This is a genomic window from Bradyrhizobium sp. Unk1, from assembly GCF_059512345.1.
This window is the reverse complement of sequence record NZ_JCAMOP010000004.1, coordinates 118783-144157: the sequence shown is the minus strand read 5'-3', so window position 1 is coordinate 144157 and position 25375 is coordinate 118783. Positions and strand designations below refer to the sequence as shown.

At 64.6% G+C, this 25375-nt stretch carries 26 protein-coding genes; 15 read left to right on the top strand and 11 right to left on the bottom strand.

Annotated elements, in window-relative coordinates:
- Positions 1–4: 4 nt before the first annotated feature.
- Positions 5–1393 (bottom strand): class II 3-deoxy-7-phosphoheptulonate synthase, encoded by a 1389-nt coding sequence (locus tag AC5ZFO_RS06550; protein ID WP_282518247.1) that lies wholly within the window; start codon positions 1391–1393, stop codon positions 5–7.
- A 182-nt stretch (positions 1394–1575) separates the two neighbouring features.
- Between AC5ZFO_RS06550 and AC5ZFO_RS06545 the strand changes: the two genes are divergently transcribed.
- A complete protein-coding gene (locus AC5ZFO_RS06545; protein ID WP_282518248.1) occupies positions 1576–2472 on the top strand; it encodes an alpha/beta hydrolase family protein in 897 nt (298 codons plus the stop codon).
- A 2-nt stretch (positions 2473–2474) separates the two neighbouring features.
- Here AC5ZFO_RS06545 and AC5ZFO_RS06540 read toward each other — a convergent pair whose 3' ends face one another.
- Both AC5ZFO_RS06540 and AC5ZFO_RS06535 read right to left on the bottom strand, forming a co-directional pair.
- On the bottom strand, positions 2475–3785 hold the full coding sequence (locus AC5ZFO_RS06540; RefSeq protein ID WP_282518249.1) for an ATP-binding protein: 1311 nt from the start codon (positions 3783–3785) through the stop codon (positions 2475–2477).
- Positions 3782–4444, bottom strand: coding sequence for a response regulator transcription factor (locus AC5ZFO_RS06535; RefSeq protein ID WP_071917541.1), 663 nt, complete (start codon positions 4442–4444; stop codon positions 3782–3784). Before AC5ZFO_RS06535 ends, AC5ZFO_RS06540 begins: the two co-directional genes overlap by 4 nt.
- 227 nt (positions 4445–4671) lie before the next feature.
- Here AC5ZFO_RS06535 and AC5ZFO_RS06530 point away from each other — a divergent pair, with 227 nt between their 5' ends.
- From AC5ZFO_RS06530 to AC5ZFO_RS06520, 3 genes are all read left to right on the top strand, one after another.
- Complete coding sequence (locus AC5ZFO_RS06530) at positions 4672–5421, top strand: COG4705 family protein (RefSeq protein WP_247307291.1); 750 nt, start codon at positions 4672–4674, stop codon at positions 5419–5421.
- A gap of 121 nt (positions 5422–5542) precedes the next feature.
- Positions 5543–5881, top strand: a complete 339-nt coding sequence (locus AC5ZFO_RS06525; RefSeq protein WP_282518942.1) for a hypothetical protein — start codon at positions 5543–5545, stop codon at positions 5879–5881.
- A gap of 69 nt (positions 5882–5950) precedes the next feature.
- The gene (locus AC5ZFO_RS06520) at positions 5951–6739 is read left to right on the top strand and encodes a COG4705 family protein (protein ID WP_496121800.1); all 789 of its coding nucleotides are present in this window, start codon (positions 5951–5953) and stop codon (positions 6737–6739) included.
- Here the strand turns inward: AC5ZFO_RS06520 and AC5ZFO_RS06515 are convergent.
- The 4 genes from AC5ZFO_RS06515 to AC5ZFO_RS06500 are packed head-to-tail and all read right to left on the bottom strand — an operon-like array spanning position 6726 to position 10289.
- Positions 6726–8480 (bottom strand): cytochrome c biogenesis protein DipZ, encoded by a 1755-nt coding sequence (locus AC5ZFO_RS06515; RefSeq protein ID WP_282518251.1) that lies wholly within the window; start codon positions 8478–8480, stop codon positions 6726–6728. The genes AC5ZFO_RS06520 and AC5ZFO_RS06515 overlap by 14 nt on opposite strands.
- Positions 8481–8493: 13 nt before the next feature.
- Positions 8494–9291 (bottom strand): substrate-binding domain-containing protein, encoded by a 798-nt coding sequence (locus AC5ZFO_RS06510; RefSeq protein WP_496121797.1) that lies wholly within the window; start codon positions 9289–9291, stop codon positions 8494–8496.
- A 28-nt stretch (positions 9292–9319) separates the two neighbouring features.
- Positions 9320–10009, bottom strand: coding sequence for a M24 family metallopeptidase (locus tag AC5ZFO_RS06505; protein WP_282518253.1), 690 nt, complete (start codon positions 10007–10009; stop codon positions 9320–9322).
- 40 nt (positions 10010–10049) lie between these two features.
- Complete coding sequence (locus tag AC5ZFO_RS06500; protein ID WP_282518254.1) at positions 10050–10289, bottom strand: hypothetical protein; 240 nt, start codon at positions 10287–10289, stop codon at positions 10050–10052.
- A gap of 176 nt (positions 10290–10465) precedes the next feature.
- On the opposite strand from AC5ZFO_RS06500, the gene AC5ZFO_RS06495 reads away from it, so the two are divergent.
- The 3 genes from AC5ZFO_RS06495 (at position 10466) to AC5ZFO_RS06485 (ending at position 13730) form a co-directional block, all read left to right on the top strand.
- On the top strand, positions 10466–11470 hold the full coding sequence (locus AC5ZFO_RS06495) for an NHL repeat-containing protein (RefSeq protein ID WP_282518255.1): 1005 nt from the start codon (positions 10466–10468) through the stop codon (positions 11468–11470).
- Between the two features lie 289 nt (positions 11471–11759).
- Entirely contained in the window at positions 11760–13280 is a 1521-nt protein-coding gene (adh, locus tag AC5ZFO_RS06490) for an aldehyde dehydrogenase (RefSeq protein WP_282518256.1), read from the top strand.
- A gap of 69 nt (positions 13281–13349) precedes the next feature.
- The gene (locus tag AC5ZFO_RS06485; protein WP_496121794.1) at positions 13350–13730 is read left to right on the top strand and encodes a DUF779 domain-containing protein; all 381 of its coding nucleotides are present in this window, start codon (positions 13350–13352) and stop codon (positions 13728–13730) included.
- 1 nt (position 13731) lies between these two features.
- On the opposite strand, the gene AC5ZFO_RS06480 is transcribed toward AC5ZFO_RS06485, so the two are convergent.
- Entirely contained in the window at positions 13732–13995 is a 264-nt protein-coding gene (locus tag AC5ZFO_RS06480; RefSeq protein ID WP_063983997.1) for a hypothetical protein, read from the bottom strand.
- A gap of 187 nt (positions 13996–14182) precedes the next feature.
- On the bottom strand, positions 14183–15667 hold the full coding sequence (locus tag AC5ZFO_RS06475) for an aldehyde dehydrogenase family protein (protein ID WP_496121865.1): 1485 nt from the start codon (positions 15665–15667) through the stop codon (positions 14183–14185).
- A 113-nt stretch (positions 15668–15780) separates the two neighbouring features.
- Between AC5ZFO_RS06475 and AC5ZFO_RS06470 the strand changes: the two genes are divergently transcribed.
- The 5 genes from AC5ZFO_RS06470 (at position 15781) to AC5ZFO_RS06450 (ending at position 20451) form a co-directional block, all read left to right on the top strand.
- Positions 15781–16863, top strand: coding sequence for a substrate-binding domain-containing protein (locus AC5ZFO_RS06470; protein ID WP_282518258.1), 1083 nt, complete (start codon positions 15781–15783; stop codon positions 16861–16863).
- Positions 16864–16989: 126 nt separating this feature from the next.
- Positions 16990–17736 (top strand): glutamine amidotransferase, encoded by a 747-nt coding sequence (locus AC5ZFO_RS06465; RefSeq protein WP_496121791.1) that lies wholly within the window; start codon positions 16990–16992, stop codon positions 17734–17736.
- A 6-nt stretch (positions 17737–17742) separates the two neighbouring features.
- A complete protein-coding gene (locus AC5ZFO_RS06460; RefSeq protein ID WP_282518260.1) occupies positions 17743–19170 on the top strand; it encodes an NAD-dependent succinate-semialdehyde dehydrogenase in 1428 nt (475 codons plus the stop codon).
- An 8-nt stretch (positions 19171–19178) separates the two neighbouring features.
- The gene (locus tag AC5ZFO_RS06455) at positions 19179–19964 is read left to right on the top strand and encodes a class I SAM-dependent methyltransferase (RefSeq protein ID WP_282518261.1); all 786 of its coding nucleotides are present in this window, start codon (positions 19179–19181) and stop codon (positions 19962–19964) included.
- 112 nt (positions 19965–20076) lie between these two features.
- Positions 20077–20451, top strand: coding sequence for a winged helix-turn-helix domain-containing protein (locus AC5ZFO_RS06450; protein ID WP_282518262.1), 375 nt, complete (start codon positions 20077–20079; stop codon positions 20449–20451).
- A gap of 48 nt (positions 20452–20499) precedes the next feature.
- Here the strand turns inward: AC5ZFO_RS06450 and AC5ZFO_RS06445 are convergent, their stop codons facing one another.
- Both AC5ZFO_RS06445 and AC5ZFO_RS06440 read right to left on the bottom strand, forming a co-directional pair.
- Positions 20500–21486 (bottom strand): cysteine synthase A, encoded by a 987-nt coding sequence (locus tag AC5ZFO_RS06445; protein ID WP_496121788.1) that lies wholly within the window; start codon positions 21484–21486, stop codon positions 20500–20502.
- A 157-nt stretch (positions 21487–21643) separates the two neighbouring features.
- Entirely contained in the window at positions 21644–22021 is a 378-nt protein-coding gene (locus tag AC5ZFO_RS06440; protein ID WP_028159380.1) for a hypothetical protein, read from the bottom strand.
- A gap of 182 nt (positions 22022–22203) precedes the next feature.
- Here AC5ZFO_RS06440 and AC5ZFO_RS06435 point away from each other — a divergent pair, with 182 nt between their 5' ends.
- The 3 genes from AC5ZFO_RS06435 (at position 22204) to AC5ZFO_RS06425 (ending at position 25356) form a co-directional block, all read left to right on the top strand.
- Entirely contained in the window at positions 22204–23613 is a 1410-nt protein-coding gene (locus AC5ZFO_RS06435) for an aldehyde dehydrogenase family protein (protein WP_014496167.1), read from the top strand.
- A 67-nt stretch (positions 23614–23680) separates the two neighbouring features.
- Positions 23681–24232 (top strand): DUF2478 domain-containing protein, encoded by a 552-nt coding sequence (locus AC5ZFO_RS06430; protein WP_282518264.1) that lies wholly within the window; start codon positions 23681–23683, stop codon positions 24230–24232.
- A gap of 176 nt (positions 24233–24408) precedes the next feature.
- Entirely contained in the window at positions 24409–25356 is a 948-nt protein-coding gene (locus AC5ZFO_RS06425; RefSeq protein WP_282518265.1) for an AraC family transcriptional regulator, read from the top strand.
- The last annotated feature ends 19 nt before the right edge of the window (positions 25357–25375 follow it).

Sequence of the window (25375 nt, the reverse complement as noted above, 5' to 3'; positions counted from 1 at the left end):
GGTGTTAGAGCCCCGCGGCGACCGGCATCGGCCTGGCCTTGCCGGCGCGCTCCTGCTTGAGGAGCTCCGCGATCAGGAAAGCCATGTCGATCGATTGCTCGGCATTGAGGCGGGGATCGCAGACCGTGTGGTAGCGGTCGTTGAGATCCTCGTCGGTGATCGCGCGGGCGCCGCCGATACACTCGGTGACGTCCTGGCCGGTCATCTCCAGATGCACGCCGCCGGCGTGCGTGCCTTCCGCGGCGTGGATGGTGAAGAACGACTTCACCTCCGACAGGACGCGGTCGAACGGGCGTGTCTTGTAGCCCGACGTCGAGGTGATGGTGTTGCCGTGCATGGGATCGCACGACCAGACCACAACCCTGCCCTCGCGCTTCACGGCGCGGATCAATCCCGGAAGATGGTCGGCGACCTTGTCGGAGCCGAAGCGGTTGATCAGCGTCAGCCGGCCCGGCTCGTTGTCGGGGTTGAGCACGTCGATCAGCTTCAAGAGCTCGTCGGGCTTGAGCGACGGGCCGCACTTCAGGCCGATCGGGTTCTTGATGCCGCGGAAATATTCGACATGGCCGTGATCGAGCTGGCGGGTGCGGTCGCCGATCCAGATCATGTGGCCCGAGGTCGCGTACCAGTCGCCGGTGGTGGAATCGACCCGGGTCATGGCCTGCTCGTAGCCGAGCAGCAGCGCCTCGTGGCTGGTGTAGAAATCGGTCGCGCGCAACTCAGGATGGCTCTCGAGGTCGAGACCACAGGCGCGCATGAAATTGAGCGCGTCGGAGATGCGGTCGGCCAGTTCCTTGTAGCGGCGGGACTGCGGCGAGTCCTTCAGGAAGCCGAGCATCCATTGATGCACGCTGCCGAGATTAGCAAAGCCGCCGGTCGCGAATGCCCGCAGCAGGTTCAGCGTCGCGGCCGACTGGCGATAGGCCATCAGCTGGCGCTGCGGGTCCGGCACGCGCGCTTCCTTGGTGAAGGCGATGTCGTTGACGATGTCGCCGCGATAGCTCGGCAGCTCGACGCCGTTCATCTTCTCGGTCGGCGACGACCGCGGTTTTGCGAACTGGCCGGCGATGCGGCCGACCTTCACCACCGGCACCGCGCCGGCATAGGTCAACACCACCGCCATCTGGAGCAGCACGCGGAAGAAATCGCGGATGTTGTTGGCGCCGTGCTCGGCAAAGCTCTCGGCGCAGTCGCCGCCCTGGAGCAGGAAGGCCTCGCCGGCCGCAACGCGGGCCAGCGACTTCTTCAGATTGCGCGCCTCGCCCGCGAACACCAGCGGCGGAAAGGTCGCAAGCTGCGCCTCGACGTCGGCCAAGGCCTTGGCGTCGGGATAATCGGGCACCTGTAGCACCGGCTTGCTGCGCCAGGACTCGGGCGTCCACCGCTCGGACATCGCAATCTCTCCGTGAAGCAAAAAAGCACAACCTGATCTGTGGGTTGCGAGGGCCGCCTTATACACAGCCCAGTCCCCCGCCGCCAGTTGTAAATCCATTTCGCACTGCAAACCCTTGCGGGGAAAGCCGAATTCGCATTTGCTGACGGCTGGCAAGGAAACCGGCAGGACATCGGCTGCCCATGGACGCGGCGCGCAACGACGTTTTCATCGACGAGATCACCTTCCCGGCGACGGACGGCTATCCGCTGGCAGGCACCCTGTTCCTGCCGCGCGCCAGCAAACGCCATGCGGTGCTGATCAACTCCGCCACCGCCGTCCCGCGAAAGATCTATCGCGGCTTTGCCTCCTACCTCGCCCATCGCGGCTGCGCGGTCCTGACCTACGATTATCGCGGCATCGGCGATTCCCGGCAGCCGGCGATGGTCGGCTACAACCAGCCGAAATCGCTGGTCGGCTTCAAGGCCTCGATGTCGGACTGGGCCGCGCAGGACGTCACCGCCGCGGTGCGCTGGATGCGCGAGCGCTACACCACCCTGCCGCTCGCCTATGTCGGCCACTCCTTCGGCGGCCAGGCGCTCGGACTGATCGACAACAACAGCGACATTTCGCGCGCCGCCTTCGTGGCCTCGCAGGCCGCGACCTGGCGGCTGATGACGTCGCCGGAAAAATACCGCGTCTACGCCTTCATGAATTTCGTCGGCGTGCCGCTCGTCCACGCGCTCGGCTACGCGCCGGGCTGGGCCGGCATCGGCGAGGATCTGCCCAAGGGGGTTTTCCTGCAATGGGCCGACTGGGTCTCCAGCCCGCGCTATCTGTTCGACTCCAAATTACCGGCGCTGGAGAACTTCGCAAAGTTCAAGGGCGAGCTGCGCGCGCTCTGCTTCTCCGACGATCCCTGGGCGACGCGGCCCGCGGTCGAACTGCTCGCGAGCGGCTTCACCGCGATCAAGCCGGAGGTGCTGACGGTCAAGCCGTCCGACGTCGGCGCCAAGGCGATCGGCCATTTCGGCTTCTTCCGCCCCGAGCACCGCGACACGCTGTGGCGCGGCGTGGCGGAATGGATCCAGGGGGAGTGACATTACGCGGCCGCCGCGGGCAGCTTGATGACGATCCGCAATCCGCTTCGTTCGCTCTCCGTGATATTCGCGGCGTCGATCGTTCCCCCAAGTCGATCGACAATCCGCTTGACGATCGAGAGGCCCAGACCGACGCCCTCGCCTTCCGGCCGCTGCCCACGGAAGAACGGCTCAAATATCCGGCCGATCTCGTCGGGGGACACGCCTGGCCCATTGTCCTCGATCCGAAGCACAGCCATGGCGCCATCCCGGTAAATCGCCACATCGATCCTGCCGCCCGCCGGCGTGAAACGGAGCGCGTTATCGAGAAGATTGCGGATCATGGCTGCGAGCATGACCGGCTCGCCGCGCACCGGAACTGACTCGGCCCGTTCGAAACCAAGATCGACGCCGCGGCTGATCGCCTCCCGCAAGAGATCGGCGATGACGCTCTTCGCCGCGTGATCGAGCTCCACGACTTCCCATTGCCGGCAATCGGTGGACGCAGCGTCGTGGCGCGCCAGCGCAAGCAACTGCTCCAGAAGATGCTTGCTGCGACTCATGCCCTGCCGAAGCGCCGCAAGGCGCTCGCGCGCGGCCGGCGGCAGTTCGACGTGATCGAGATTCTCAGCCTGTACGCTCAACGCCGTGAGCGGTGTGCGCAGTTCGTGCGCGGCATCCGCGATAAACCTTCGCTGCTGCCCTATCATTTCGTGCATGCGCTGCAACAGGCCGTTGATGGAAGACACGAACGGATTCAGTTCGCTTGGGAGCTCGCGAAGCGGCAACGCCGTCATGTCATCCGCACGCCGTGCGTTGAGTTCGTCCGCCAGCCGGACCATGGGTCGAAGCGATCCGGCAATGACAAAGGCGATCACCAGCATCAGGCAAGGGATCAGCGCGGCGATCGGAAGCACGGTGCGGAGCGCCATGTCACTCGCGATCTCATCCCTGACCCCCGTGCTCTGGGCCACGGCAAACCGGCTGCCATCGGATCGCGTCCTCAGCACCACCCGGACCGGTTTTCCCTGTCGCGTTGCATCGCGCATCCCATCCTGAAGCCGCCACAACTGGCGCTCCTCGGGTGTGCCTTGCGGCGCCTTGCCCAGCTCCATCAGCCAGACCTCGGAGTTTTCATCGACCCCATGGAGGTCCTGAGCTCCGGTGAAGCCACCGCTCTGAACGAGGCCCGCGATCTGGATCAGCACGGAGTCCTGCGTCTCGATCGCCTCATCGAATGCCCACCGGTGTGCGAAGACGCCTCCGATGAGCCCGGTCACCAGCACGATCGTCGTCAAGCTGATGAACAGCCGGCCGCGCAGCGAGTTGATCATGGCGCGCGATCCACCATCCATCCCATCCCGCGCACGTTACGGATCGCCTCCGTACCAAGCTTCTTTCGGATGGTGTGGATCAGGAATTCGACCGCGTTGCTTTCGACCTCCTCGTTCCAGCCGTACAGCTGCCGCTCGAGTTCGCTTCGCGACAGGATGGTGCCGGGGCGCGTCAACAATGCCTGGAGCAGCGCGAACTCGCGCGCGGTCAGGAGGGCCGTTTGGCCACACAGAGAAGCCTCGCGGGTCGCAGGATCGAGACTGAGCTTGCCGTTGCCAAGCACAGCGGGCGCACCGCTGCCTTCGCGGCGAAGCACCGCCCGCATCCGCGCCAGCAATTCGCGGATCTCGAACGGCTTGACCAGATAATCGTCTGCGCCGAGATCTAGGCCTTCGATCCTGTGATCGACGCCATCCCGCGCGGTGACGATAATGACCGGGCACCTGCAGCCATTCGCGCGCAGCTGCCGCAGGATATCCCGACCGTCCGCGTTCGGCAGGCCGAGATCGAGCAGCAGCACCTCATAAGACTCGGCTGAGGCAGCAAGCAGCGCGGACTCGCCGTCCCTCACCCAGTCGACGGCGTAAGCAGCATCCTTCAGCGCCTGTTCGACGGCGGCTCCAACCATCCTGTCGTCTTCGATCAGCAGTACCCGCAAAGCTCGATCCTCGAAACCGCCGGCCATCCGGCCGTCAAAATCATGGCCGTTCCGACTTAGCGCAGAGTTAGGGAGCGCCAGCAGGCCAAAAATGCGGCGAACGCCGCCCCCGCATTGAAAATTCTCGTCCCTAAGCCCGGCCTAAGTCGCCTGCGCGACGGTCTCGCATCGCTTCGGCTTTGGGAGATTTGGGCGTGTCGCAATATTCAGGTTTTGGCGCAAGACGGATGCTGAACAAGGTTCCGGAGGTCACGGCGATCTTCTGGGCCATCAAGATTCTCTCGACCACGGTTGGCGAGACCGGCGCCGACTATCTCGCGGTGCATGTCGGCCTCGGCGCCAGCCTGACCGCGATCTGCATGAGCGGCCTGCTGGTCGCAGCCCTGCTGCTGCAACTGAACCGCCGCGTCTACGTGCCCTGGATCTACTGGCTGACCGTCGTTCTCGTCAGTATCGTCGGCACGCAGCTCACGGATCTCCTGACCGACAAGCTCGAGATCAGCCTCTACATCAGCACAGCGGCGTTCGCTTGCGCGCTCGCCGCGACCTTTGCGGTCTGGTACGGCGTCGAGCGCACGCTGTCGATCCACAGCATCGTGACGACGCGGCGCGAGCTATTTTACTGGACGGCAATCCTGTTCACCTTCGCGCTCGGCACGGCCGCAGGCGATCTTGCCACCGAAGCACTCGGTCTCGGTTTCCAGCTCGGCGTCGCCGCCTTCGGCATGCTGATCGCGGCGGTGATGATGGCCTATTATTTCGGCGCCAATCCCGTCCTCACCTTCTGGCTTGCCTACATCCTTACCCGCCCGCTCGGCGCCTCGCTCGGCGATCTGCTCTCGCAATCGCGCGAGTACGGCGGCATCGGCCTCGGCACGATCCAGACCAGCATCGCCTTCCTGACCGTGATCGTCGGCCTCGTCGCCTGGGTGACCTTCGAGGGCGACGGCAGGCGCCGCGCCGATCCGGCGCAATAGTTTCAACCGCGAAATCCCGCTCTCTGCACGAAGCAGGAGCTCCACCAGGAGAAACCACATGATGAAACTGATTTCCGCCGTCGCCGTCTGCCTCGTGACGACCCTCACAGGCGAGCCGCGCATGCATGCGACCCAGCACTTCACCTTCGTGCCGCTCGCAGAAGCCGCGACCGCAAAGCTCGGCGATCTCACGCCGTTCCGGAGCATCGTGGTCGACGTCGCCGCGCTGATCGACAAGGGCGACCTCCCCGCCGCCAAGACGAGGATCAAGGACCTCGAGACCAAATGGGACGAGGCCGAAGCCGGATTGAAGCCGCGCGCGGCAGCCGATTGGCACACCGTCGACAAGGCGATCGACCGCGCGCTGGAGGCGCTGCGCGCGGGCGCGCCGGATGCGGCGAAGTGCAAGCAGGCGATCGCTGATCTGCTCGCGGCCATGGATACCGCCGCGAAGTCCTGACGCCTCTGCGCGCCATCATCCCGTCAGCCGCGGATCCCGGTCCGCGGCTGACGCATCAACGAGGACACAATGGAAGATCAGACCAAAAGCAGTATCAGCAACGAGAGCAAGGTCCCCGAGGTCACGCTCGGCTTCTGGATCATCAAGATCGCCGCCACCACGCTCGGCGAGACCGGCGGCGACACCGTCACCATGACGCTGAACTGGGGCTATCTGGCCGGGACTTGCCTGTTCCTCGCGGCCATGATCGTCCTGGTCGCGGCGCAGGTCCGCGCGCGCAAATTCCATCCGGCACTGTATTGGGCCACCATCGTCGCATCGACCACCTTCGGCACCACGATGGCCGACTTCGCCGACCGCTCGCTTGGCATCGGTTATACCGGCGGCTCGACGCTGCTGCTCACTTGTCTCGTGCTGGTGCTCGGCCTCTGGTATCGCGCCGAGGGAACGATCTCGGTCAACAGCGTCAGCACACCGCGCGTTGAGGCCTTCTATTGGGGCGCGATCACCTTTTCGCAAACACTGGGTACTGCGCTCGGCGACTGGATCGCAGATACCGGCGATATGGGCTATCGCGGCGGCGCATTGATCTTCGCGGCCGGACTCGCCGTTATCGCTGCACTTTACTTCTGGACCCGCGCCTCGCGCGTCACGCTGTTCTGGGCCGCCTTCATCTTGACGCGTCCGCTGGGTGCGACCGTCGGCGACTTTCTCGACAAGCCGCTCGACCACGGCGGCCTGGCGCTGAGCCGGCCGCTGGCCTCGGTCGTGATCGCAGCTTTTATGCTGGTGTGCCTGCTGCTGCTCCCGCAACGCGCGGGGCAGCATCCCGGCGATCACTCTCTCAGCCGAACGTGAACGCGTAAGCCTGAAGGCCGGCATCGAGGAAGCGGATTTCGAAGGTGTGGTCGGTGACGGCGTCCGGGGTACGGATGAGCTGATAGAGGCGCTGCGTCGTCACCACGCCGTTGCCGTCGGCGTCCGTGTCCATGCCATGCGCGGCCCCGGGCGGCTTGCCGTCGATGGTGACGCGAAAGCGAATGCTGGCGCCTTCCGTTGCAGGGCCGAGCACGAGATGCAGGTCGCGGGCGTGGAAGCGGTAGACGATGCTGCCATCAGGAGCATTCAGTTGCCCGCGCTCGGGCCCGACCGTCCAGTTGCCGGTCAGCGACCAGTCGTTGAGCTGCGGCTCGCCGGCGGCGTAGGCGTGGGCCTCGTCCTTCACCACGCCGCCGGGTGAGACGAAGTTTTCGCCGCGGCTATAGCCGACATAGGTCTCGTGCGACTGGACGTCGGCGCTGTCGGACGCAGCCGCCTCCGCGCCCGAGGCCTTGACCGCGACGACGTCGGACGGAACGTTCCTGTTGCCGGCTTCGGCGAGCAGCGTCTGGATCACGCGCTCGGACTCCGCATACTCGCCCTCGCCGAAATGATGGTGACGGACCTTGCCGTTGGCATCGATGAAGTAGTGCGCGGGCCAGTACTGGTTCTCGAACGAGCGCCAGATCTTGTAGTCGTTGTCGATCGCGACGGGGTAGCCGATCCTCAGCGTCGAAACCGCATTCTTGACGTTGGCGACGTTGCGCTCGAAAGCGAATTCGGGCGCGTGCACGCCGATCACCACCAGCCCCTGATCGCGATATTTCTCCGCCCAGGCACGGACATAGGGGATCGAGCGCAGGCAGTTGATGCAGGAATAGGTCCAGAAATCGACGAGGACGACTTTGCCCTTGAGCGCCTCAAACGTGAGCGGAGGCGAGTTCAGCCACTCCTGCGCGCCGGCCAGCGTGGGATCGAGATCTTCCACCGTCAGGCCGGAGGCGGCCTCGCCAGCGGGCTTGGCCTGCATCGACGGGCCGGTCATCACCGTCTTCTGGTTCGGGCGAAGCTTGTCGAGCAGTGCCTGCTCAAGTGACGTCGTGCTGCCGACCGAGAGGTTGGTGAGGAAGCCGGTGTCCAGACCAAGCGAAATGGCGACGACAGCCGCGAGCACGGCGACGCCCACGCCACGCCTGATCCATTCACCAGCGCCGATCGATCGCTTCATCGCGGCAAAGACCCGCCCGCCGACCAGCAGGGCCAGCGCCAGCGAGGTCGCCGCTCCCGCGGCGTAAACCAGAAGCAGCAACGCCGTTCCGGCATTTGCACCCTGGAGCGCTGCGCCGGTCAGGATCAGGCCGAGCACGGGGCCTGCGCAAGGCGCCCAGAGGAAGCCCGTAGCGATGCCGAGCACGAACGGCGCGACAAGACTGTCCTCGCCCGGCTGCTCCGCCGATTGCGAGATGCGCGCGCCTACCGCCACGAGCGGCCGCATCAGGCGGTCGGCCAGCTCAGGAAACACCAGCGTCAGGCCGAACACGGCCAGCAGGATCAGCGCGGCTGCACGCCCGTATTGATTGGCGGAGACGACCCAGCCGCCCGCCACCGAGGCCAACGTCGCGACGACGGCAAAGGCCAGCGACATGCCGATCAGCATCGGCAGCCCGTTCCGCAGGAACGGCCGATCGGCGCGCGCCAGCACGAATGGGATGACCGGCAGGATGCACGGACTCACGATGGTCAGGACGCCACCGAGATAGGCCAATAGATAGAGGATCATGGGCCTGCTCTTATCACCGCTCAGTGGGAGCGATCTTCACAAGACCGTTTTCGGCGAGAATGTCCTGCCCCTTGTCCGACAACAGGAACAGCGCGAGCCTTGCGGCGGCCGGATTGTCCGTGAGCAATGCGAGCCCATAGGTGGCGACGACGTCGATTTCCGCCGGCAGGCGCGAGACCTTCAATCCCGGAACCTCGCGGAGGGTCTGCTGCCGGCCGCTGCAATAGACCAGCAGCACATCCGCCTTGTCGGCGAGGAAGATGCTGGCGGCAGGCGAATGGCCTTCCAGCGGCTTGATCGCGGCCGGACCGCCGATCAGCTTCAGCGCCTTGTTGCTGAGCACCGCCTCCGCACCGGCCCGGACCTTCTCCGCGCGCTTGAACACCGCAAAAGCATAGTCGCCGCCGGGATCGACGATCGGCGTCGACGTCGCCAGACGTATCCTGGGGTCCAGCATCGTCTCCAGCGCGTTCGCCTCGGTCAGCCCGACCGCCTCACGGCTGAACAGGCAGAGCGTATTGCGCGCGAACGGGATCATCAGCGCCTGGGGCCGTTGAGCCACCAGCGTGCGCGGATGCGCCGTGTCGGCCGACAGGTAAAGATCAACGGCCTCGCCCTTCTCGATCCGTTCGCGCAGACCACCCGACGGGCCGAACACGGGATCGGCGACCTGCGAGGCGTCAAGGCCCGCGGCCTTGATTGCCTGCTTCAGCGGCGCCGTCAGGCTTCCCGCGGCGAAGACGCGCGCCGGCTCGGCATGGGCGGCGACGACGCCGACGGCGAGACACAACGCGGAGACAAGCAGTTTCATTCGACCTCGATGTCCGGATGCGTCGGCACTATAGCAGACGCTCGTAAAATCCGCCGTAGGAGCCATTCGGCTCGACGAGATGGATCTCCAAGATCCAGTGCCGCTCCCGGCCGAGCTCGTCGGGGTCGCGCATCCGCTTGTCGTTCCCGGGCTGCACGCGATTGAGGTTCTTGTCGCCGGGGATGTGGGCATGGGCGAACTCGCTGACGAGATGGCCCGCGATGGCGCCGCCAAAACGCCAGCCAGCCTGTTCGGACGCCTTCTCTGCAAACGCGTACAAATCCTGGCCCGTGATGTCGGGCGAAGCGAGATAGTGGGCTTGCACCCTGTCGAACACGACAGGCAGCGCTTCCACCAGCGGCCCGCCGGGATGATTGCCCAGGACATAGGTCCGTCCAAGGTCCGCCTCCCAATCCTCGAAGACGGGACCGAGGTCGACATAGACGATGTCGTCGGCCTCGATATTCCGGATCGGCGGATTGTCGGCGGCCAGTGTCAGCGTGTTCTCGCGCGCCCTCACGATACGCTTGTGCCAGTGCTTCTCGACGCCGAATTGCTCAAGGGCGATCGTATAGATCTCCTGCTCGATCTCGCGCTCGGTGCGGCCCGGCCGGATCAGGTGTCGCCGTTCGATCTCGTCGAAGAGGGTCTCTGCACGTTTCTCGGCCTCGACCAGCGCCATACGCCGCGCTGAAAGCTCTGCCTGCTCTTGCTTCACTCGTTATCCTCGTTCCTGTCAAACTGCTTTGATCGCGATCTTATCTGCGCCGCGTGACGGCCTTCCCGCCTGCCGGACGCATCTCGATCAATTTTGCGGTGCACGCGTTGCAGACGAGCGCGCACTCGTCCGAGACCAGACCGAGCTTGGCGTTGAGGCCGATGTCGAGGTCCTGATCGCCAAGGCTCTCGATAATCCCGTTGCAGCTCAGGCACCTGCGCTGAACATCCTCCCAGCGACCATCGGCGGCGCCCTGCGCCGGTGCAACATGACGGGACATCGTGGGATCCTCTTACATTCCGGCCGTCGGCCTTCGTCTCGCTATATTTATCCGTATACATCGAATGCGGCAAGGCGGCCCGGGAGGATCAACAAACCGCCAGCCATAGCGACAAAACGGCCGACAAAGCTCGCCTCTGAAGAATAGTCCCTTCTTATTCGTCAGGAATCGCAATCATGAAAAAGTACAATGATGCCTCGCGCTCGCGCACGCAGGGAGAAACGCTCATGACCGGTCGCGCACTCGGCGCGGCCGTTGCCATCCTCACCGCCTGCCTACTGACCACCGGTCTTGCCCGGGCGCAGACCACGCCGGTCAATCTGCCCGAAAAGAGTTTTCCCGAGAGCGTGACGTCGACCAGTGACGGCGCACTCTATGTCGGCAGCTTCAACCATGGCGGCGTGACGCGGATTACGCCGACCGGCAAGGTGGATGCCTTCGTCTCGCCCGGCGCCAATGGCAGCCGCTCCACGCTCGGGGTGCTGGCCGACGAGACAAGCGGCACGCTCTATGCCTGCTCAAACGACCTCTCCGGCCTCGGCGTTCCCAGCCCCGGCGAAGGCAAAGGCGCATTCCTCAAGACGTTCGACCTGCGAACGGGTGCGCCCAGGAGCAGCTTCCCGCTCAAGGACGAAAAATCCTTCTGCAACGACATCGCGGTGGGCGCCGATGGAACAGCCTATGTCAGCGACTCCTTCGCGCCTTATGTCTACAGTCTCAAGCCGGGCGCGACCGCGCTCGAGGTCTGGGCGACGGACCCGGTGCTGGCACCGGCCAAGGACGGCGTGGGTCTCGACGGCATCGCCGTTGGTTCCGACGGCAACGTCTATGTCACGACCTTCATCCCGGCAAAACTGTTCCGGATCGCCGCCAAGGACGGCAAGTCCGGCGCCATCACGGAGCTGAAGCCGTCAAGCGCGCTGGACCACGCCGATGCGCTTCGCACATTCGGCAGCGGTTTTCTGCTGATCGAGGGCGCCGGACGTCTCGACAAGGTCACCGTCAGCGGCGACGAGGCGCGGATCGAGGTGATCAAGGACGGGCTCGCCGAGCCGGTCTCGGTCGCGCAGGTGGGCAATACCGGCTGGGTCGCGGAAGGCAAACTGTCCTACGTCATCGGTGACAACAAGAGCAAAGACCCGGGCGCCTTCACACTGAAGCCGATTGCACTGCCGAAGTAACGCACCAGCGGACGCGCAGCGCAGCAATCGCGCTGCGCGTCCATGTCCCGCGGCTGCGCGCCATATTTCATCGTATATAGCGTTGACGAACCATGCGGCCCGGCGCAGACTTCGCGTGGTTTCGCCGGGATGATCCAAAATCTCCCCTCGTTGCCGGAGCGGCGAACGCTCCGGATTGGCTAATTTTGCGCCGTGGTGCTCCGCCGCGATCGGAGCGTCCGTTCGACGACGCGCGAGACCGCATGATTCAAGGCGCAGAGAACGCCGATCAATCCACGGAGGAAATACCATGTTCCAGCAGGCGCTCGACCAGGTCTCGAAGACTCTCCTCATCCGCGAACGCTACGACAATTTCATCGGCGGCAAATGGGTTGCTCCCGTCGAAGGCAAGTATTTTGACAATCCAAGCCCGATCACCGGCAAGAAGCTCTGCTCGGTGCCCCGCTCGACCGCCGCGGACATTGAGCTCGCGCTCGACGCCGCTCACAAGGCAAAGGAATCCTGGGGCAAGACGTCGGTGCAGGAGCGCTCGCGCATCCTCAACAAGATCGCCGACAAGCTCGAATCCAATCTCGACCTGCTGGCGCTGATCGAGACGTTCGACAACGGCAAGCCGATCCGCGAGACCACGCATGCCGACATGCCGCTGGTGGTCGACCACTGGCGTTATTTTGCAAGCGTGGTGCGCGCCCAGGAAGGCGGCATCTCCGAGATCGATCACGACACCGTCGCCTATCACTATCATGAGCCGCTCGGCGTCGTCGGCCAGATCATTCCCTGGAATTTTCCGATCCTGATGGCGACGTTGAAGCTCGCGCCGGCGCTGGCCGCCGGCAATTGCGTGGTGCTCAAGCCCGCCGAGCAGACGCCGCTCGGCATCCTCGCCGTGATGGAGCTGATCGCGGACATCCTGCCGCCCGGCGTCATCAACGTCGTCAACGGCTTTGGCATCGAGGCCGGCAAGCCGCTGGCGCAGAACAAGCGGATCGCAAAGATCGCCTTCACCGGCGAGACCACGACGGGCCGCATGATCATGCAATATGCGTCCGACAATCTCATTCCGGTGACGCTGGAGCTCGGTGGAAAATCGCCGAACATCTTCTTCGCCGACGTCGCCGAGACCGACGACGACTTCCTCGACAAGGCATTGGAAGGCTTTGCGATGTTCGCGCTCAACCAGGGCGAGGTCTGCACCTGCCCGAGCCGCGTGCTGGTGCAGGAATCGATCTACGACAAGTTCATGGAGATGGCGGTCGCGCGGACCAAGAAGATCAAGCAGGGTCACCCGCTCGATGCCTCGACCATGATCGGCGCGCAGGCCTCGAACGACCAGTTGGAGAAGATCCTGTCCTACCTCGACATCGGCAAGCAGGAAGGCGCGAAGGTGCTGACCGGCGGCAAGCGTGCGTCGATGGAGGGTGAGCTCGCCGAGGGCTATTACGTCGAGCCGACCATCTTCGAAGGCCACAACAAGATGCGCGTGTTCCAGGAGGAGATCTTTGGGCCGGTCGTCTCGGTCGCAAAGTTCAAGAACGAGGAGGACGCGCTCGCGATCGCCAACGACACGCTCTACGGCCTTGGTGCCGGCGTCTGGACCCGCAACGGCAACCGCGCCTATCGCTTCGGCCGGGCCATCCAGGCCGGCCGGGTCTGGACCAATTGCTACCACGCCTACCCCGCGCATGCGGCGTTCGGCGGCTACAAGCAGTCGGGCATCGGGCGTGAGACCCACAAGATGATGCTGGATCATTACCAGCAGACCAAGAACGTCCTGGTCAGCTACTCGACCAAGGCGCTCGGGTTCTTCTGATCGTTCGCCGCCTCTGGGCGCAGGCGTGGCTCGTCCACGTCTGCGCCGTCTTTTTGTGGGATACAAATCATGATCAATCGGGTCGAGATCACGCCCAAGGCGGCCGAAATCGTCGAACGTCTCAAGGGCCAGCACGGCGCCTTGATGTTTCACCAATCCGGCGGCTGCTGCGACGGTTCGGCGCCAATGTGTTATCCAGTCGGGGATTTCCGCGTCGGCCCGCAGGACGTTCTGCTGGGCAAGATCGCCGATAGCGAATTCTATATCGGCGCCGCCCAGTTCGAATATTGGCAGCACACCCAGCTTATCATCGACGTCGTGCCCGGCCGCGGCTCCGGATTTTCGGCTGAGGCGCCGGAGGGCGTGCGGTTTCTCACCCGCAGCCGCGTCTTCACCGACGCGGAAGTGGCCGAGCTGGAAGCCGCGGGGCCACCGGCACGGGCGGCGTGAATTAGCGGATGATCGTCGTCAGAGACGAGTAGCGCCGGTTCGGCTTGGCCTCGCCCGGCGCAAACTGCGCGAAGGCCTCGCTGACGCGGACCGCCGGCGGCGTGTCGCTGGCGAAGCGGAATTCCTTCGGCCGCGGCGCGTAGAAGCTGGCGCTGTAATAGGCGTCGTCGAAACGCGCCTCGCCGACGCCGAACAATGCGTCGCAGACGAACAGGAGCGCGTAGACTCCCGCAACCGCCGCAACGATCTCCCTGAGAACAGACATGCTGATGCCCCAACCTTTGGCAGGCAGGATGCACGCCGGTTCCAAAGTGGAGGTTTAAGGCAACAGCCTTCTTGTCCGCAGGGTTTGCCGCCGCTGAGCGGAATGCAGACAATTTTATCGATGTCGAAAAGGGAGCCCGCCTGACCGGACGATCAGGCGGGCCCAGGATTGGCCGATCGGGAGGTTATCAGACGGCCAGATTCATCCAGACAGCCTTGGGCTCGGTGAAATTGTCGAGCGCGGCGGTGCCGCGCTCACGGCCGAGGCCGGAGTCGCGCTCGCCGCCCCAAGGCAGGCGCACGTCGGTGTAGCCATAGGTGTTCATCCAGACCGTGCCCGCGCGCGCCCGCCTGGCGAAGCGCTGGAGCTTGCCGATGTCGCGGCTCCAGACCCCGGCGGCGAGGCTGTAGGCCGTGCCGTTGGCGATCCTGAGCGCGTCGGCCTCGTCCTTGAACTTGATGACGCTGACGACGGGGCCAAAAATCTCCTCCTGCGAGATCCGCATCTCGTGCGCGACGCCTGCGAACACCGCGGGGCTGATGAAATAGCCGCGATCTCCGACTTTCTCGCCGCCGGTGACGAGGGTCGCGCCCTCCTTCTGGCCGATGTCGACATAGTCGAGGATCAATTTCATCTGCTTCTCGGAGATGACAGGACCGAGTACCGTCTTGCGATCGAGCGGATCGCCGATCCTGAGCGACTTTGCGCGCGCAGCCAGCCGCTCCACGACTTCGTCATAGGCCTTCTCCTGCACCAGTACGCGGGAGCCGGCCGAGCAGACCTGGCCGGCATTGAAGAAGATGCCTGAGGCCGCAGCCTTGGACGCCGCTTCGAGATCGGCATCGTCAAAGATGACGTTGGCCGACTTGCCGCCGAGCTCGAGCGAGACGCGCTTGAAGTTGCTCGCCGCGCCTTTCATGATTCCACGGCCGACGCCGGGCGAGCCGGTGAAGGTCACCTTGTCCACGTCGGGGTGATTGACCAGCGCGTCGCCGACGACCCGGCCCGGACCCGTGACGACGTTGAAGACGCCCGCCGGCAGACCGGCTTCGAGTGCGAGCTCGGCGATGCGCAGCGCCGACAGCGAGGTCAGCTCGGCCGGCTTCATCACGATGGTGCAGCCGCAGGCCAGCGCCGGCGCGAGCTTCCACATGCCGATCATCAGCGGAAAATTCCACGGCACGATTGCCGCGACCACGCCGACCGGCTCGCGCACGGTATAAGTCAATGCATCGTCACGCACCGGCACGACGTCGCCGCTGATCTTGTCGGCCCAGCCGGCGTAATAGATCAGCGTATCGACCGCGGCCGGAAAGTCCTGGCGCGCGGTCGCGGAGATCGGCTTGCCGGCATCGATCGACTCGAGCTCGATGATTTCCTCCGAGTGCTGCTTGAGCAGGTCCGCCCAGCGCAGCAGGATCTGGCCGCGCTCCGACGCCCGCATCGTGCGCCACGGGCCTTCGAAGGCCCGCCGCGCGGCGGCGACCGCATGCTCGACATCGGCCTCGTTACCTTCGGCCACGACGGCGATGACCTGCCCGGTGGCGGGATTGAGGGATTTGAAGGTCCGGCCGGAGCTGGCGGGGACGCGGCGGCCGTCGATGAGCAGATGCTGCGGCCGGGCCATGAATTCGGTGGCCTGCGAATGCGCAAAGTCATATGCAACAGACATCATATTTCCTCCTGTTCTGGTATACCAGGATAGGCAGCTATTCGCCGGAGTAAATATGATATGGTTTGCAAATGGACACCCTACATATGAAGCATAGTTCATAAGGAAGTCTGATGCTTCAGATCGAGATCGAGGCCGTCTGGCGATTTCGCCACGAGGGCAGCCCGCGCACCGCAGTCGTCATGCTCGGCGTGCTCAACGAGATCCGGAAGACCGGAAAGATCACGAGCGCGGCCAGCGATGCGCACCTGTCCTACCGGCACGTCTGGAATCTGATCGAGCAATGGTCGGAGTTCTTCGGAACCCCTTTGGTCGAAACCCAGCGCGGCAGGGGCTCGAAGCTCACGCCCTTCGGCGAGCGGCTGGTGTGGGCCGGCGAACGCATGCAGGCCCGGCTCGGCCCGCAGCTGGAAAACCTGGCGCAGGAGCTGGCGAGCGAGATCAAGCCGTTCCTCGAACAGCGCCCTTCGGTGATCCGCGTTCATGCCAGCCACGGCTTTGCCGTGGCAAAACTGCGCGAATTCCTCGATCGCGAGCCCGGCATCGGCGTTGATTTGCGCTATGTCAGCAACCAGCATTCGCTGGTCGCGCTGGCGCAGGGCGCCTGCGATCTCTCGGGCCTGCATCTGCCGCACGGCGCGTTGCGCGCCCAGGGCATCAAGGCGGCGCGCGAATGGCTCGATCCGCGCGAGGATCGCATCATCAGTTTCGTCACGCGCGAGATGGGGCTGATGGTCGCGCGTGGCAATCCGCTGCGCATCGCTTCGCTTCAGGATCTCACCGGTCCAAAAGTCCGCTTCGTCAACCGCGACCATGATTCCGGCACGCGGCTGTTGTTCGACCAGCTGCTTGCCGCGAACGGCATCGACGAGAGCAGGATCAACGGCGCGCAGCAGATCGAGTTCACCCACGCCGCCGTCGCGGCCTATGTCGCGAGCGGCATGGCGGATGCGAGTTTTGGCGTCGAAGCGGCCGCCCGCCACTTCGGCCTCGATTTCATCCGCATCCTCACCGAGGATTATTTCTTCGTCTGCAAGCGTGCCTTCCTCGATACCGGGCCGATGCAGCGCATCCTGGAGATCATGCGCAGCGCCGACTTCCGCGCCGCCGTCGCCACCCTGCCCGGCTACGTGCCGTCGGATACCGGCAACGTGACCGGCGTGAAGGCGTTTCTGGAGATGCACGCCGTGCGGTGATGTCGCATGCAGGCCATGCGCACGGCAGATCCGGCCCGGAACCGTCTGGACGAGACCCAGCATCCGTTATATCTATCCGGATATAGTGGATGCCGTCGAAAGACCCCGCGCAACAGGGTTTTGTGGATGTTTCAACGCCGCCGATCTGCCGTCGCGCTCCGTCACGTGGCCTTCGAGGATCTCGGCCTGCTGGCGCCGATCATGGAACGCGAGGGCTGGAACGTGTCGTTCTGCGAGGCGCCGGTCGACGATCTCAGCCATTCCTCGATTGGGGATGCCGACCTCCTGATCGTGCTCGGCGGCCCGATCGGCGTCTACGAGACCGAGAGCTATCCGTTCCTCACAAGGGAAATCGACCTGCTGGAGCGCCGCCTTGCGCAAGGCCTGCCGACGCTCGGTATCTGCCTTGGCGCGCAGCTGATGGCAAAAGCGCTCGGCGCGCGCGTCCATGCCGACCGCGTGAAGGAGATCGGCTGGGGATCGGTCATACTGACGGATGCCGGCCACGCCTCCAGCCTGAAACCGCTCGCCGAGGGCGCGCCGGTTCTGCACTGGCACGGCGACACGTTCGATCTCCCCGCGAACACCGCGCGGCTCGCCTCGAACGAGAACTACGAGAACCAGGCATTCGCGTTCGGCAACAATGCGCTGGCGTTGCAATTTCACCTCGAAGCCGATCCGCGGCAGCTCGAGGAATGGTATGTCGGCCATGCCGTCGAGCTCGCGTCTGCCAAGATTTCGGTGCAGGAGCTTCGCGCCAGGACGGCCGAGGTCTCAAAGACCGTCGCACGCGCCGCCGACCGCGTGTTCACGACATGGCTCGGCCAGCTCGGCCAGGGAAACGCCGCAGGCAAAACCGCACAAGCAAGGTGAAGAACAATGGCGGAATATCCTCTGATCGAACTCTACATCGACGGACAATGGAAGCGCACCAGCGGACCGCCGATCATCAATCCCGCCGATGAGAGCGTGCTGGGCACCGTCCCCACCGCCACGAAGGCCGATCTCGACGACGCGCTAGCCGCCGCCGAGAAAGGTTTTGCGATCTGGCGCAGCACCGCGCCCGCCAAGCGCGCACAGATCATCCTGAAGGCGGCCGCCCTCATCCGCGAACGCGTGGATGTGATGGCCGCCGCGATGACGCTCGAACAGGGCAAGCCGATCGAACAGGCCAAACTCGAAATCCTGCGCGGCTGCGACATCATCGAATGGGACGCCACCGAAGGCCTGCGGCTCTATGGCCGCGTGATCCCGAGCGAGCCGGGCATGCGCCACACCGTGCTGCGGCAGCCGATCGGCCCGGTCGCGGCGTTCTCGCCGTGGAATTTCCCGATGAGCTCGCCGGCCCGAAAAGTGGCAGGCGCCCTCTCCGCCGGCTGCTCGATCATCCTCAAGGCCTCCGAAGAAACGCCCGCCGGTGCATTCCAGCTCGTGCGCGCCTTCCATGATGCAGGCCTGCCAGCCGGCGTGCTCAATCTCGTGTTCGGCAATCCCGCCGAGATCTCGGAATACCTCATCCCGCAATCGCGTATCCGGCTGGTCACCTTCACCGGCTCCATTCCCGTCGGAAAGCATCTCGCCGAGATGGCCGGCCGCTACATGAAGCCGGCGATCATGGAGCTTGGCGGCCACGCACCCGTGATCGTCTGCGACGATGTCGATCCCGTCGCAACCGGCGCCGCCTCCGCCATCGGCAAGTCGCGCAATGCCGGTCAGGTCTGCGTCGCTCCGACGCGATTCTTCGTGCAGGAAACGATCTACGAGCAGTTCGCGCAATCCTTCGCCGAGCGCGCCAGCCAGCTCAAGGTCGGCAACGGCCTCGATCCCTCGACGCAGCTCGGGCCGCTCGCCAACTCACGCCGCATCGACGCGATGGAAACGCTGGTCGCCGACGCCAAGGCCAAGGGCGCGCGCGTGCTTGCCGGCGGACAGCGAATCGGCCATCGCGGCTATTTCTTTCCGCTCACGGTGCTCGCGGACCTGCCGGACGATGCCCGCGCCATGAACGAGGAGCCGTTCGGGCCGCTCGCGCTGGTCAATCCGGTCAAGACGCTGGACGAGGCGATCGAGAAGGCCAACGCCCTTCCCTACGGCCTTGCCGCCTACGCGTTCACGCGCTCGGCGAGCAATGCCGAGCGCCTCGCCGAGAGCGTCGAGGTCGGCAACCTCTCGATCAACCATTTCGTCGCCTCCGTCGCGGAGACGCCGTTCGGCGGGGTGAAGGACAGCGGTTACGGGCGTGAAGGCGGCACCGAGGGCTTGCAGTGCTACACCGTCGTCAAGAACGTGTCGCACAAGACGCTGTAGGATCGTTCATGCAGGACACCGCACCACGCCACCAGGACGGCAGCGCCGGTGACGCCAATTACGGCGCCATCGGCAAGGGCTACACGAATTTCCGCCAGCCGGACCCGCGCATCGCGGAGCTGATCGATGCGGCGCTCAGCGAGGCCCGCACCATTCTCAATGTCGGGGCGGGCGCCGGCTCCTACGAGCCGGTCGGCCGCACCGTGACGCCGGTCGAACCGTCGCAATCGATGCGGGCGCAGCGGCCGGCGCATCTTCCCGCAGCGATCGATGCCGTCGCGGAGAAGCTGCCCTTCGAGGACGCCACGTTCGGCGCGGCGATGTCGACCTTCTCGGTGCACCAGTGGAAGAACCTGAATGCCGGCCTTTCCGAGATGCGGCGGGTGACGCGCGGCCCGATCGCGATCATGACCTGCGCTCCCGACGAGCTCGATCGCTTCTGGCTCAACGCCTATTGCCCGGAGGTGATCGCGGTCGAGGCTGTGCGCTATCCGGCAATCCGCGATATCGCGGAAGGCCTCGGCGGTACGACGGATGTCTTGCCCGTCCCGATCCCGCTCGACTGCACCGACGGCTTCAACGAGGCCTATTACGGCCGCCCCGAGATGCTGCTCGATCCGGCCGCGAGGCTCGCCTGCTCGGCCTGGAGTTTTGTCGCGGACGACGTCGTACGGCGTTTCGAGGACCGTCTCGGCAATGATCTCGTGTCGGGCCGCTGGGACGCGCGACAGGGGCACTATCGGCAGCGTCCGACCTTCGTCGGATCGCTCAAGCTGATCGTCAACCACATCTGACCCGGCAAAAGCGCGCCGGCGTGGATATGCATTCCGGATATCCGGCGTCTTCGCCTTGTCCCTCGCGGGCAAGAGTGGCAATCTCGCAGGCGAATAGCCAAGAGACTTCATCATGTCGCGCGCGAGCGTCAAATCGCTTCCCCAGCTGAGCCTGCGTATCGACCTCGACGGCGAGGATCGGATCGGGCCCGGCAAGATCGAGCTGTTGGAGCAGATCCGCGAGCACGGCTCGATCTCGGGGGCCGGCCGCGCCATGGACATGTCCTACAAGCGCGCCTGGGACCTGGTCGACGAGATCAACCGCATCTGCGGACATGCCGCGGTCGAACCGCAGGCCGGCGGCAAGAACGGCGGCGGCGCGATGCTGACGCCTTTCGGCGAGAAACTTGTTGCGCGCTACCGCAAGATCGAGCGCGATGCCGCCCGCGCGGTGCACAAGGAGCTGGAAGCGCTCAGGAGCGACATCGCCCGTTCCCGGAAATCGTGAACCGGCGGGCGCGCGTGGGCGGGGAGCAACCCGGCCGCCGGCGGCTCGCTATTGCATCCAGCGTGGCAGGGGCAGATTTTTCTTGCGCAGGAATTCCGGGTTGAACAGCTTGGATTGATAGCGCTGTCCGCCATCTGCGAGGATGGTCACGATGGTTTTGCCTGGACCGAGGTCGCGCGCAAGTCGCATGGCTCCGACGATATTGATCGCGCTTGAGCCGCCCAACACCAGTCCTTCATGCTCGATCAGGTCGAACAGAACAGGCAAGGCTTCCTCGTCCGTAATCCGATAGGCCATATCGATCGGCGTACCTTCGAGGTTCCTGGTGACACGGACTTGCCCGATCCCTTCGGTGATGGAGTCTCCCTCTGTCGTCAGCTCGCCTTTGGTGAACCAATTGTAGAGAGCGGCCCCCATGGGATCGCTGAGCGCAATCTTGATGCCGGGATTTCGTTCCTTGAGGGCCCGCGCGATCCCACCCAAGGTACCGCCGCTCCCAACGGCACATGTGAAGCCGTCTATTCGTCCATTCGTCTGCTGCCAGATCTCAGGACCGGTCGTGCGATAGTGTCCCTCCCGATTGGCGACATTGTCGAACTGATTGGCCCAGAAAGCGCCGAGCTCCTCGGCGAGCTGACCGGAATAGCGCGCGTAATGACCCGGATTGGAATAGGGTACGGCAGGCACCAGACGCAGGTCGGCACCGCACAGCCGCAACATGTCCTTTTTCTCCTGACTTTGGGTATCAGGCATCACGATCACGCTTCGATAGCCGCGTGCATTCGCCACGAGTGCTATGCCGATTCCGACATTGCCGGCTGTTCCTTCGACGATGACGCCTCCTGGCCCAAGCTTGCCGCATCGCTCGGCATCGTTGATCATGGCCAGCGCCGCGCGATCCTTGATCGAGCCGCCGGGATTGAGAAATTCGGCCTTGCCATAGATCTCGCAACCCGTGGCCTCCGACGCCATTCGCAGCCTGATCAATGCCGTGTTGCCGATAGCGTCCAGGAAGCCCGTTCGAACATCGCTCATCGCTTGCCCACCTCCACGCGCCCACAACTTTAGGCTGGCGAACAGGCAATGCGATTCTGTAGTTCAGGCGACGCGTGCAATATTTTCGGCGCTCGACCGGCCCAATCGGCAATTCCATTCTCAGACCGCGTTTTATTGGCGCCTTTGGCCCAAGCCGCTAGTTCGGCCGCACCGACATTTCCGGCATCGGCTGGGTCAGCGCTTCGCCGAGCAGGCTCTGCTCGGCTTTCGGGATCGAGAAGCGCACCTTGAAGCCGTCCTCGGTCTGAAGCGTGATGATGCGCTGGGTCGTATCGGTCGCCTGCTCGATCGCCCAGGACGCCAACGGATAGGCGTAGCGCAGGCTCTGGTCGCCGTAGCGGGCCTTCAGCGCCGCCTCGAGCAGCCCGGGCAGCGTCATGATGAGCGCGCCGACCTGGTTGAGCGAGACGCTGACCGCAGCAGGGTTGCCCGCCAGATCCTCGAAGCCCAGCGAGATCGCGCCGCCGTCGGACGCCACCTCGCAGGTCGTGAGCTGCCTCACCTTGATTTCCATCGCCAGTCCCGGAACACGGTTCGCTATATTCATTACGATATATCGATATCTCCACCCGCGTCCAGCCCTGCTTTTCTGGAATTGATCGAGCCGGCCACCATGGCCGGTTCGGCGAAGTCGTGATATATAGTTCGATATAACGAGGCCCGAACGGCCCGTTTCTGCAAGGGAGCGCAAAGCCAATGAGTGACTACAATCTTCTCATCGACGGCAAGATGGTGCCCGGCGACCAGACCATGCCGGTTCTCAATCCCGCGACCGAAGAGGTGCTGGCGCAGTGTCCGCGTGCCTCGAAGGCGCAGCTTGATGCTGCCGTCGCCGCGGCGAAGGCCGCCTTCCCGGCCTGGGCCGCGACCCCGATGGCGGAACGCCGCAAGCTCGTGAACAAGATGGCCGACGTCATCGAGGCCAATTCGGGCGAGCTCGCCCACATCCTCACCAGCGAGCAAGGCAAGCCGCTTGGCGACGCCACCGGCGAAGTTTTGGGGATGGCCGCGTTCTTCCGCTACCTCAGCTCGCTCGAATTGCCGATGAAGGTGATCGAGGATTCCGGTGACCGCAAGGTAGAAGCCTATCGCCGCCCGCTCGGCGTCGTCGGCGCCATCATTCCCTGGAACTATCCGCTCCTGATCCTCAGCTTCAAGCTGCCATCGGCGCTGCTCGCCGGCAATACGCTGGTGGTGAAGCCGGCGCCGACCACGCCGCTCGCGACCCTGCGCTTCGCCGAGCTGATCAAGGACGTCCTGCCGAAGGGCGTCCTCAACTTCATCACCGACGCCAACGATCTCGGCGGCGAGATGACCAAGCATCCTGATATCCGCAAGATCTCGTTCACCGGTTCCTCCGCCACGGGACAGAAGGTGATGGCGAGCGCGGCGCAGACGCTCAAGCGCATCACGCTCGAGCTCGGCGGCAACGACGCCGGTATCGTGCTCGACGACGTCGACCCGAAGAAGGTCGCGCCCGGCATCTTCGAGGGCGCATTCCAGAACTCCGGTCAGGTCTGCCTCGCCATCAAGCGGCTCTATGTCCACGAGTCCGTCTATGACGAGCTCTGCAACGAGTTGGTCGCGATCGCCAAGAGCACGGTGGTCGACGACGGCGCCAAGCAGGGCACCAAGCTCGGGCCGCTGCAGAACAAGATGCAGTACGAGAAGGTGAAGACGTTCCTCGAGGACGCCCGCAAGAACGGCAAGGTGGTCGCCGGCGGTTCGGCGATGGACCGTCCCGGCTATTTCATCGAGCCGACCATCGTGCGCGACATCCAGGAAGGCTCCAAGCTGGTCGACGAAGAGCAGTTCGGCCCCGTGCTGCCGCTGATCAAGTATTCCGACAAGAACGACGCGATCCGCCGCGCCAACGCCACCACCTACGGCCTCGGCGCTTCGGTCTGGTCGTCCGACATCAAGCGCGCGCACGAGGTCGCAACGCAGCTCGAGTCCGGCACGGTCTGGATCAACAAGCACCTCGACATGGCCCCGCACATCCCGTTCGGCGGCGCCAAGCAGTCGGGCATCGGCACCGAATTCGCCGAGGAAGGTCTCGCCGAATTCACCCAGCTCCAGATCATCAACGGCCCGCCCGCGGCCTGATCGGAAAGCCGGGGCCGCGGCGGAAGCGTCGCGGCCCCAATTCTCTGCCGTCAAACGGAGGCGGACCATGTTCGATGCGCAATGCGACCTCGCCGCCCTCGTCTACGAGGTGCATCAGGACCCCGACGCGGTCCTGCGCAGCTTCGCGGCGGATCTCAACGCGCGTGGCTGTCGCGTCGTCGGCATGGTTCAGGCCGGCCAATGCGCGGATTCGAGCCTGTCGGCGGTGCTGCTTCACAGCGGCGAGACGCTTCTGCTCGCGCAGGATTTCGATCCGGCCGCGCGCGGCTGCCGTCTCGATCTCGCGCGGCTGCAAAATGCGGGGATGCGGATCGCGGACGCGCTTTCGCATGGCGCCGATCTCCTCATCATCAACCGCTTCGGCAAGCGCGAGCGCGACGGCAAGGGCCTGTCCCATCTGATCGAACGCGCGCTCGACGCCGACATTCCCGTGGTGATCGCGGTCGGCAGAGACCATTTCGCCGACTGGATCAAGTTTGCCGGCGGCATGAGCGTCAGGCTCGGCTGCGAGCGCGACGCGCTGGAGGCGTGGTGGCGGAGCATCTCCACAAGCAACGCGCGGCTTGACGTTGGATCACTGTGCGAAATTCTGAAGTGAACGATCTGAGCCTGCCGGACTCGCGTACTTGTCCGTGAAGTCCTCAGAACATCGCGCCGGCTCGCCCTGTCGCCACCGCGCAGGCAGTAGTTTCCCGGAATATGGCCGACGGTCGGGCCTCTGATACGCTTCTGCGGATTCAACCCGCTCACCCCCGACATGCCTGGGTTCCCGAAATGCCGGTACGTCGGCTAAAACCATCGCGCGTCCTCGGCGTCGAGCGCTTCTCGGACTTCGACGATTTTCGCGCCAACGAGGTGCTCGGACTCGGCATCAGCACGCCACTCCGTCCGCGGGAATTCTCGCTGTCTCGCGCCATCCTGCCGCTCCGCGACGGGCTCTTCGTGCTCCAGCGCTCCTTCGCACGGCGGTATGAGGCCGAGATCGGCACGGACAACGGCCTCGGCCTCGTTGTTCCCCTGACCTTTCACTCCATCGCCAATGGCCACGAGGTCGATAGTTCGATGATCGCCGTCATGCGCGGCAAAACTGCCGTAGAAGCGATCGAGCATCATCCCAACATTTACCTGATGCTGCGCTTCAACTCGGACATGCGCCATCGCGGTTGGGCGGATTTCGACACCAGCCTCGCCTATGTTCGCGCGCAGGACGATCCGATGACGCGCCTGCGCGCCGCTATCCTGGAGATGTTCTCGCTGGCATCGGCGTCCAACGATCCCCGGCAATTCGAGGCGCTCAACCGCCCGATCCAGGAAACGCTGCTTGCCGGCCTCGACGCTGCCCTGCTGCCATCAGGCGCACGCAGCGCCCGCCCCGGTTCATTCGACAAGCACCGCAAGCTGATCGCCCATCTCGACGACGTCGTTGCGCTGTTCGGCAGCAAGCCTCTCTACAGCGACGACCTCTCCGCCGCGCTTGGCGTCTCCGTGCGCACGCTCCAGACCGCGACGCGCGCGGTGCACGGCGTGAGCCTGCATCACTATCTGCGTCTCAAGCGGCTATGGTCGACCCGCATTCAGCTCATGACCGGAAGCGCCGGACTGAGTGTCAAGGCCGCGGCGCTCGGCAACGGCTTCTGGCATCTCGGCGACTTCTCGCGGGGCTACAAGATGACGTTCGGCGAGGCGCCATCCGAGACGCTGGCGCGGGGCCGTCGCCTCTAGGTGCCGCCGCGATCGCACG

Excerpts from the sequence above, each read along its gene's own strand:
- AC5ZFO_RS06550 (WP_282518247.1), bottom strand. The coding sequence starts at position 1,393 with ATGTCCGAGCGGTGGACGCCCGAGTCCTGGCGCAGCAAGCCGGTGCTA.
- AC5ZFO_RS06545 (WP_282518248.1), top strand. The coding sequence starts at position 1,576 with ATGGACGCGGCGCGCAACGACGTTTTCATCGACGAGATCACCTTCCCG.
- AC5ZFO_RS06540 (WP_282518249.1), bottom strand. The coding sequence starts at position 3,785 with ATGATCAACTCGCTGCGCGGCCGGCTGTTCATCAGCTTGACGACGATC.
- AC5ZFO_RS06530 (WP_247307291.1), top strand. The coding sequence starts at position 4,672 with ATGCTGAACAAGGTTCCGGAGGTCACGGCGATCTTCTGGGCCATCAAG.
- AC5ZFO_RS06525 (WP_282518942.1), top strand. The coding sequence starts at position 5,543 with ATGCATGCGACCCAGCACTTCACCTTCGTGCCGCTCGCAGAAGCCGCG.
- AC5ZFO_RS06520 (WP_496121800.1), top strand. The coding sequence starts at position 5,951 with ATGGAAGATCAGACCAAAAGCAGTATCAGCAACGAGAGCAAGGTCCCC.
- AC5ZFO_RS06515 (WP_282518251.1), bottom strand. The coding sequence starts at position 8,480 with ATGATCCTCTATCTATTGGCCTATCTCGGTGGCGTCCTGACCATCGTG.
- AC5ZFO_RS06510 (WP_496121797.1), bottom strand. The coding sequence starts at position 9,291 with ATGAAACTGCTTGTCTCCGCGTTGTGTCTCGCCGTCGGCGTCGTCGCC.
- AC5ZFO_RS06500 (WP_282518254.1), bottom strand. The coding sequence starts at position 10,289 with ATGTCCCGTCATGTTGCACCGGCGCAGGGCGCCGCCGATGGTCGCTGG.
- AC5ZFO_RS06495 (WP_282518255.1), top strand. The coding sequence starts at position 10,466 with ATGAAAAAGTACAATGATGCCTCGCGCTCGCGCACGCAGGGAGAAACG.
- adh (WP_282518256.1), top strand. The coding sequence starts at position 11,760 with ATGTTCCAGCAGGCGCTCGACCAGGTCTCGAAGACTCTCCTCATCCGC.
- AC5ZFO_RS06485 (WP_496121794.1), top strand. The coding sequence starts at position 13,350 with ATGATCAATCGGGTCGAGATCACGCCCAAGGCGGCCGAAATCGTCGAA.
- AC5ZFO_RS06480 (WP_063983997.1), bottom strand. The coding sequence starts at position 13,995 with ATGTCTGTTCTCAGGGAGATCGTTGCGGCGGTTGCGGGAGTCTACGCG.
- AC5ZFO_RS06475 (WP_496121865.1), bottom strand. The coding sequence starts at position 15,667 with ATGTCTGTTGCATATGACTTTGCGCATTCGCAGGCCACCGAATTCATG.
- AC5ZFO_RS06470 (WP_282518258.1), top strand. The coding sequence starts at position 15,781 with ATGCTTCAGATCGAGATCGAGGCCGTCTGGCGATTTCGCCACGAGGGC.
- AC5ZFO_RS06465 (WP_496121791.1), top strand. The coding sequence starts at position 16,990 with ATGTTTCAACGCCGCCGATCTGCCGTCGCGCTCCGTCACGTGGCCTTC.
- AC5ZFO_RS06460 (WP_282518260.1), top strand. The coding sequence starts at position 17,743 with ATGGCGGAATATCCTCTGATCGAACTCTACATCGACGGACAATGGAAG.
- AC5ZFO_RS06455 (WP_282518261.1), top strand. The coding sequence starts at position 19,179 with ATGCAGGACACCGCACCACGCCACCAGGACGGCAGCGCCGGTGACGCC.
- AC5ZFO_RS06450 (WP_282518262.1), top strand. The coding sequence starts at position 20,077 with ATGTCGCGCGCGAGCGTCAAATCGCTTCCCCAGCTGAGCCTGCGTATC.
- AC5ZFO_RS06445 (WP_496121788.1), bottom strand. The coding sequence starts at position 21,486 with ATGAGCGATGTTCGAACGGGCTTCCTGGACGCTATCGGCAACACGGCA.
- AC5ZFO_RS06440 (WP_028159380.1), bottom strand. The coding sequence starts at position 22,021 with ATGGAAATCAAGGTGAGGCAGCTCACGACCTGCGAGGTGGCGTCCGAC.
- AC5ZFO_RS06435 (WP_014496167.1), top strand. The coding sequence starts at position 22,204 with ATGAGTGACTACAATCTTCTCATCGACGGCAAGATGGTGCCCGGCGAC.
- AC5ZFO_RS06430 (WP_282518264.1), top strand. The coding sequence starts at position 23,681 with ATGTTCGATGCGCAATGCGACCTCGCCGCCCTCGTCTACGAGGTGCAT.
- AC5ZFO_RS06425 (WP_282518265.1), top strand. The coding sequence starts at position 24,409 with ATGCCGGTACGTCGGCTAAAACCATCGCGCGTCCTCGGCGTCGAGCGC.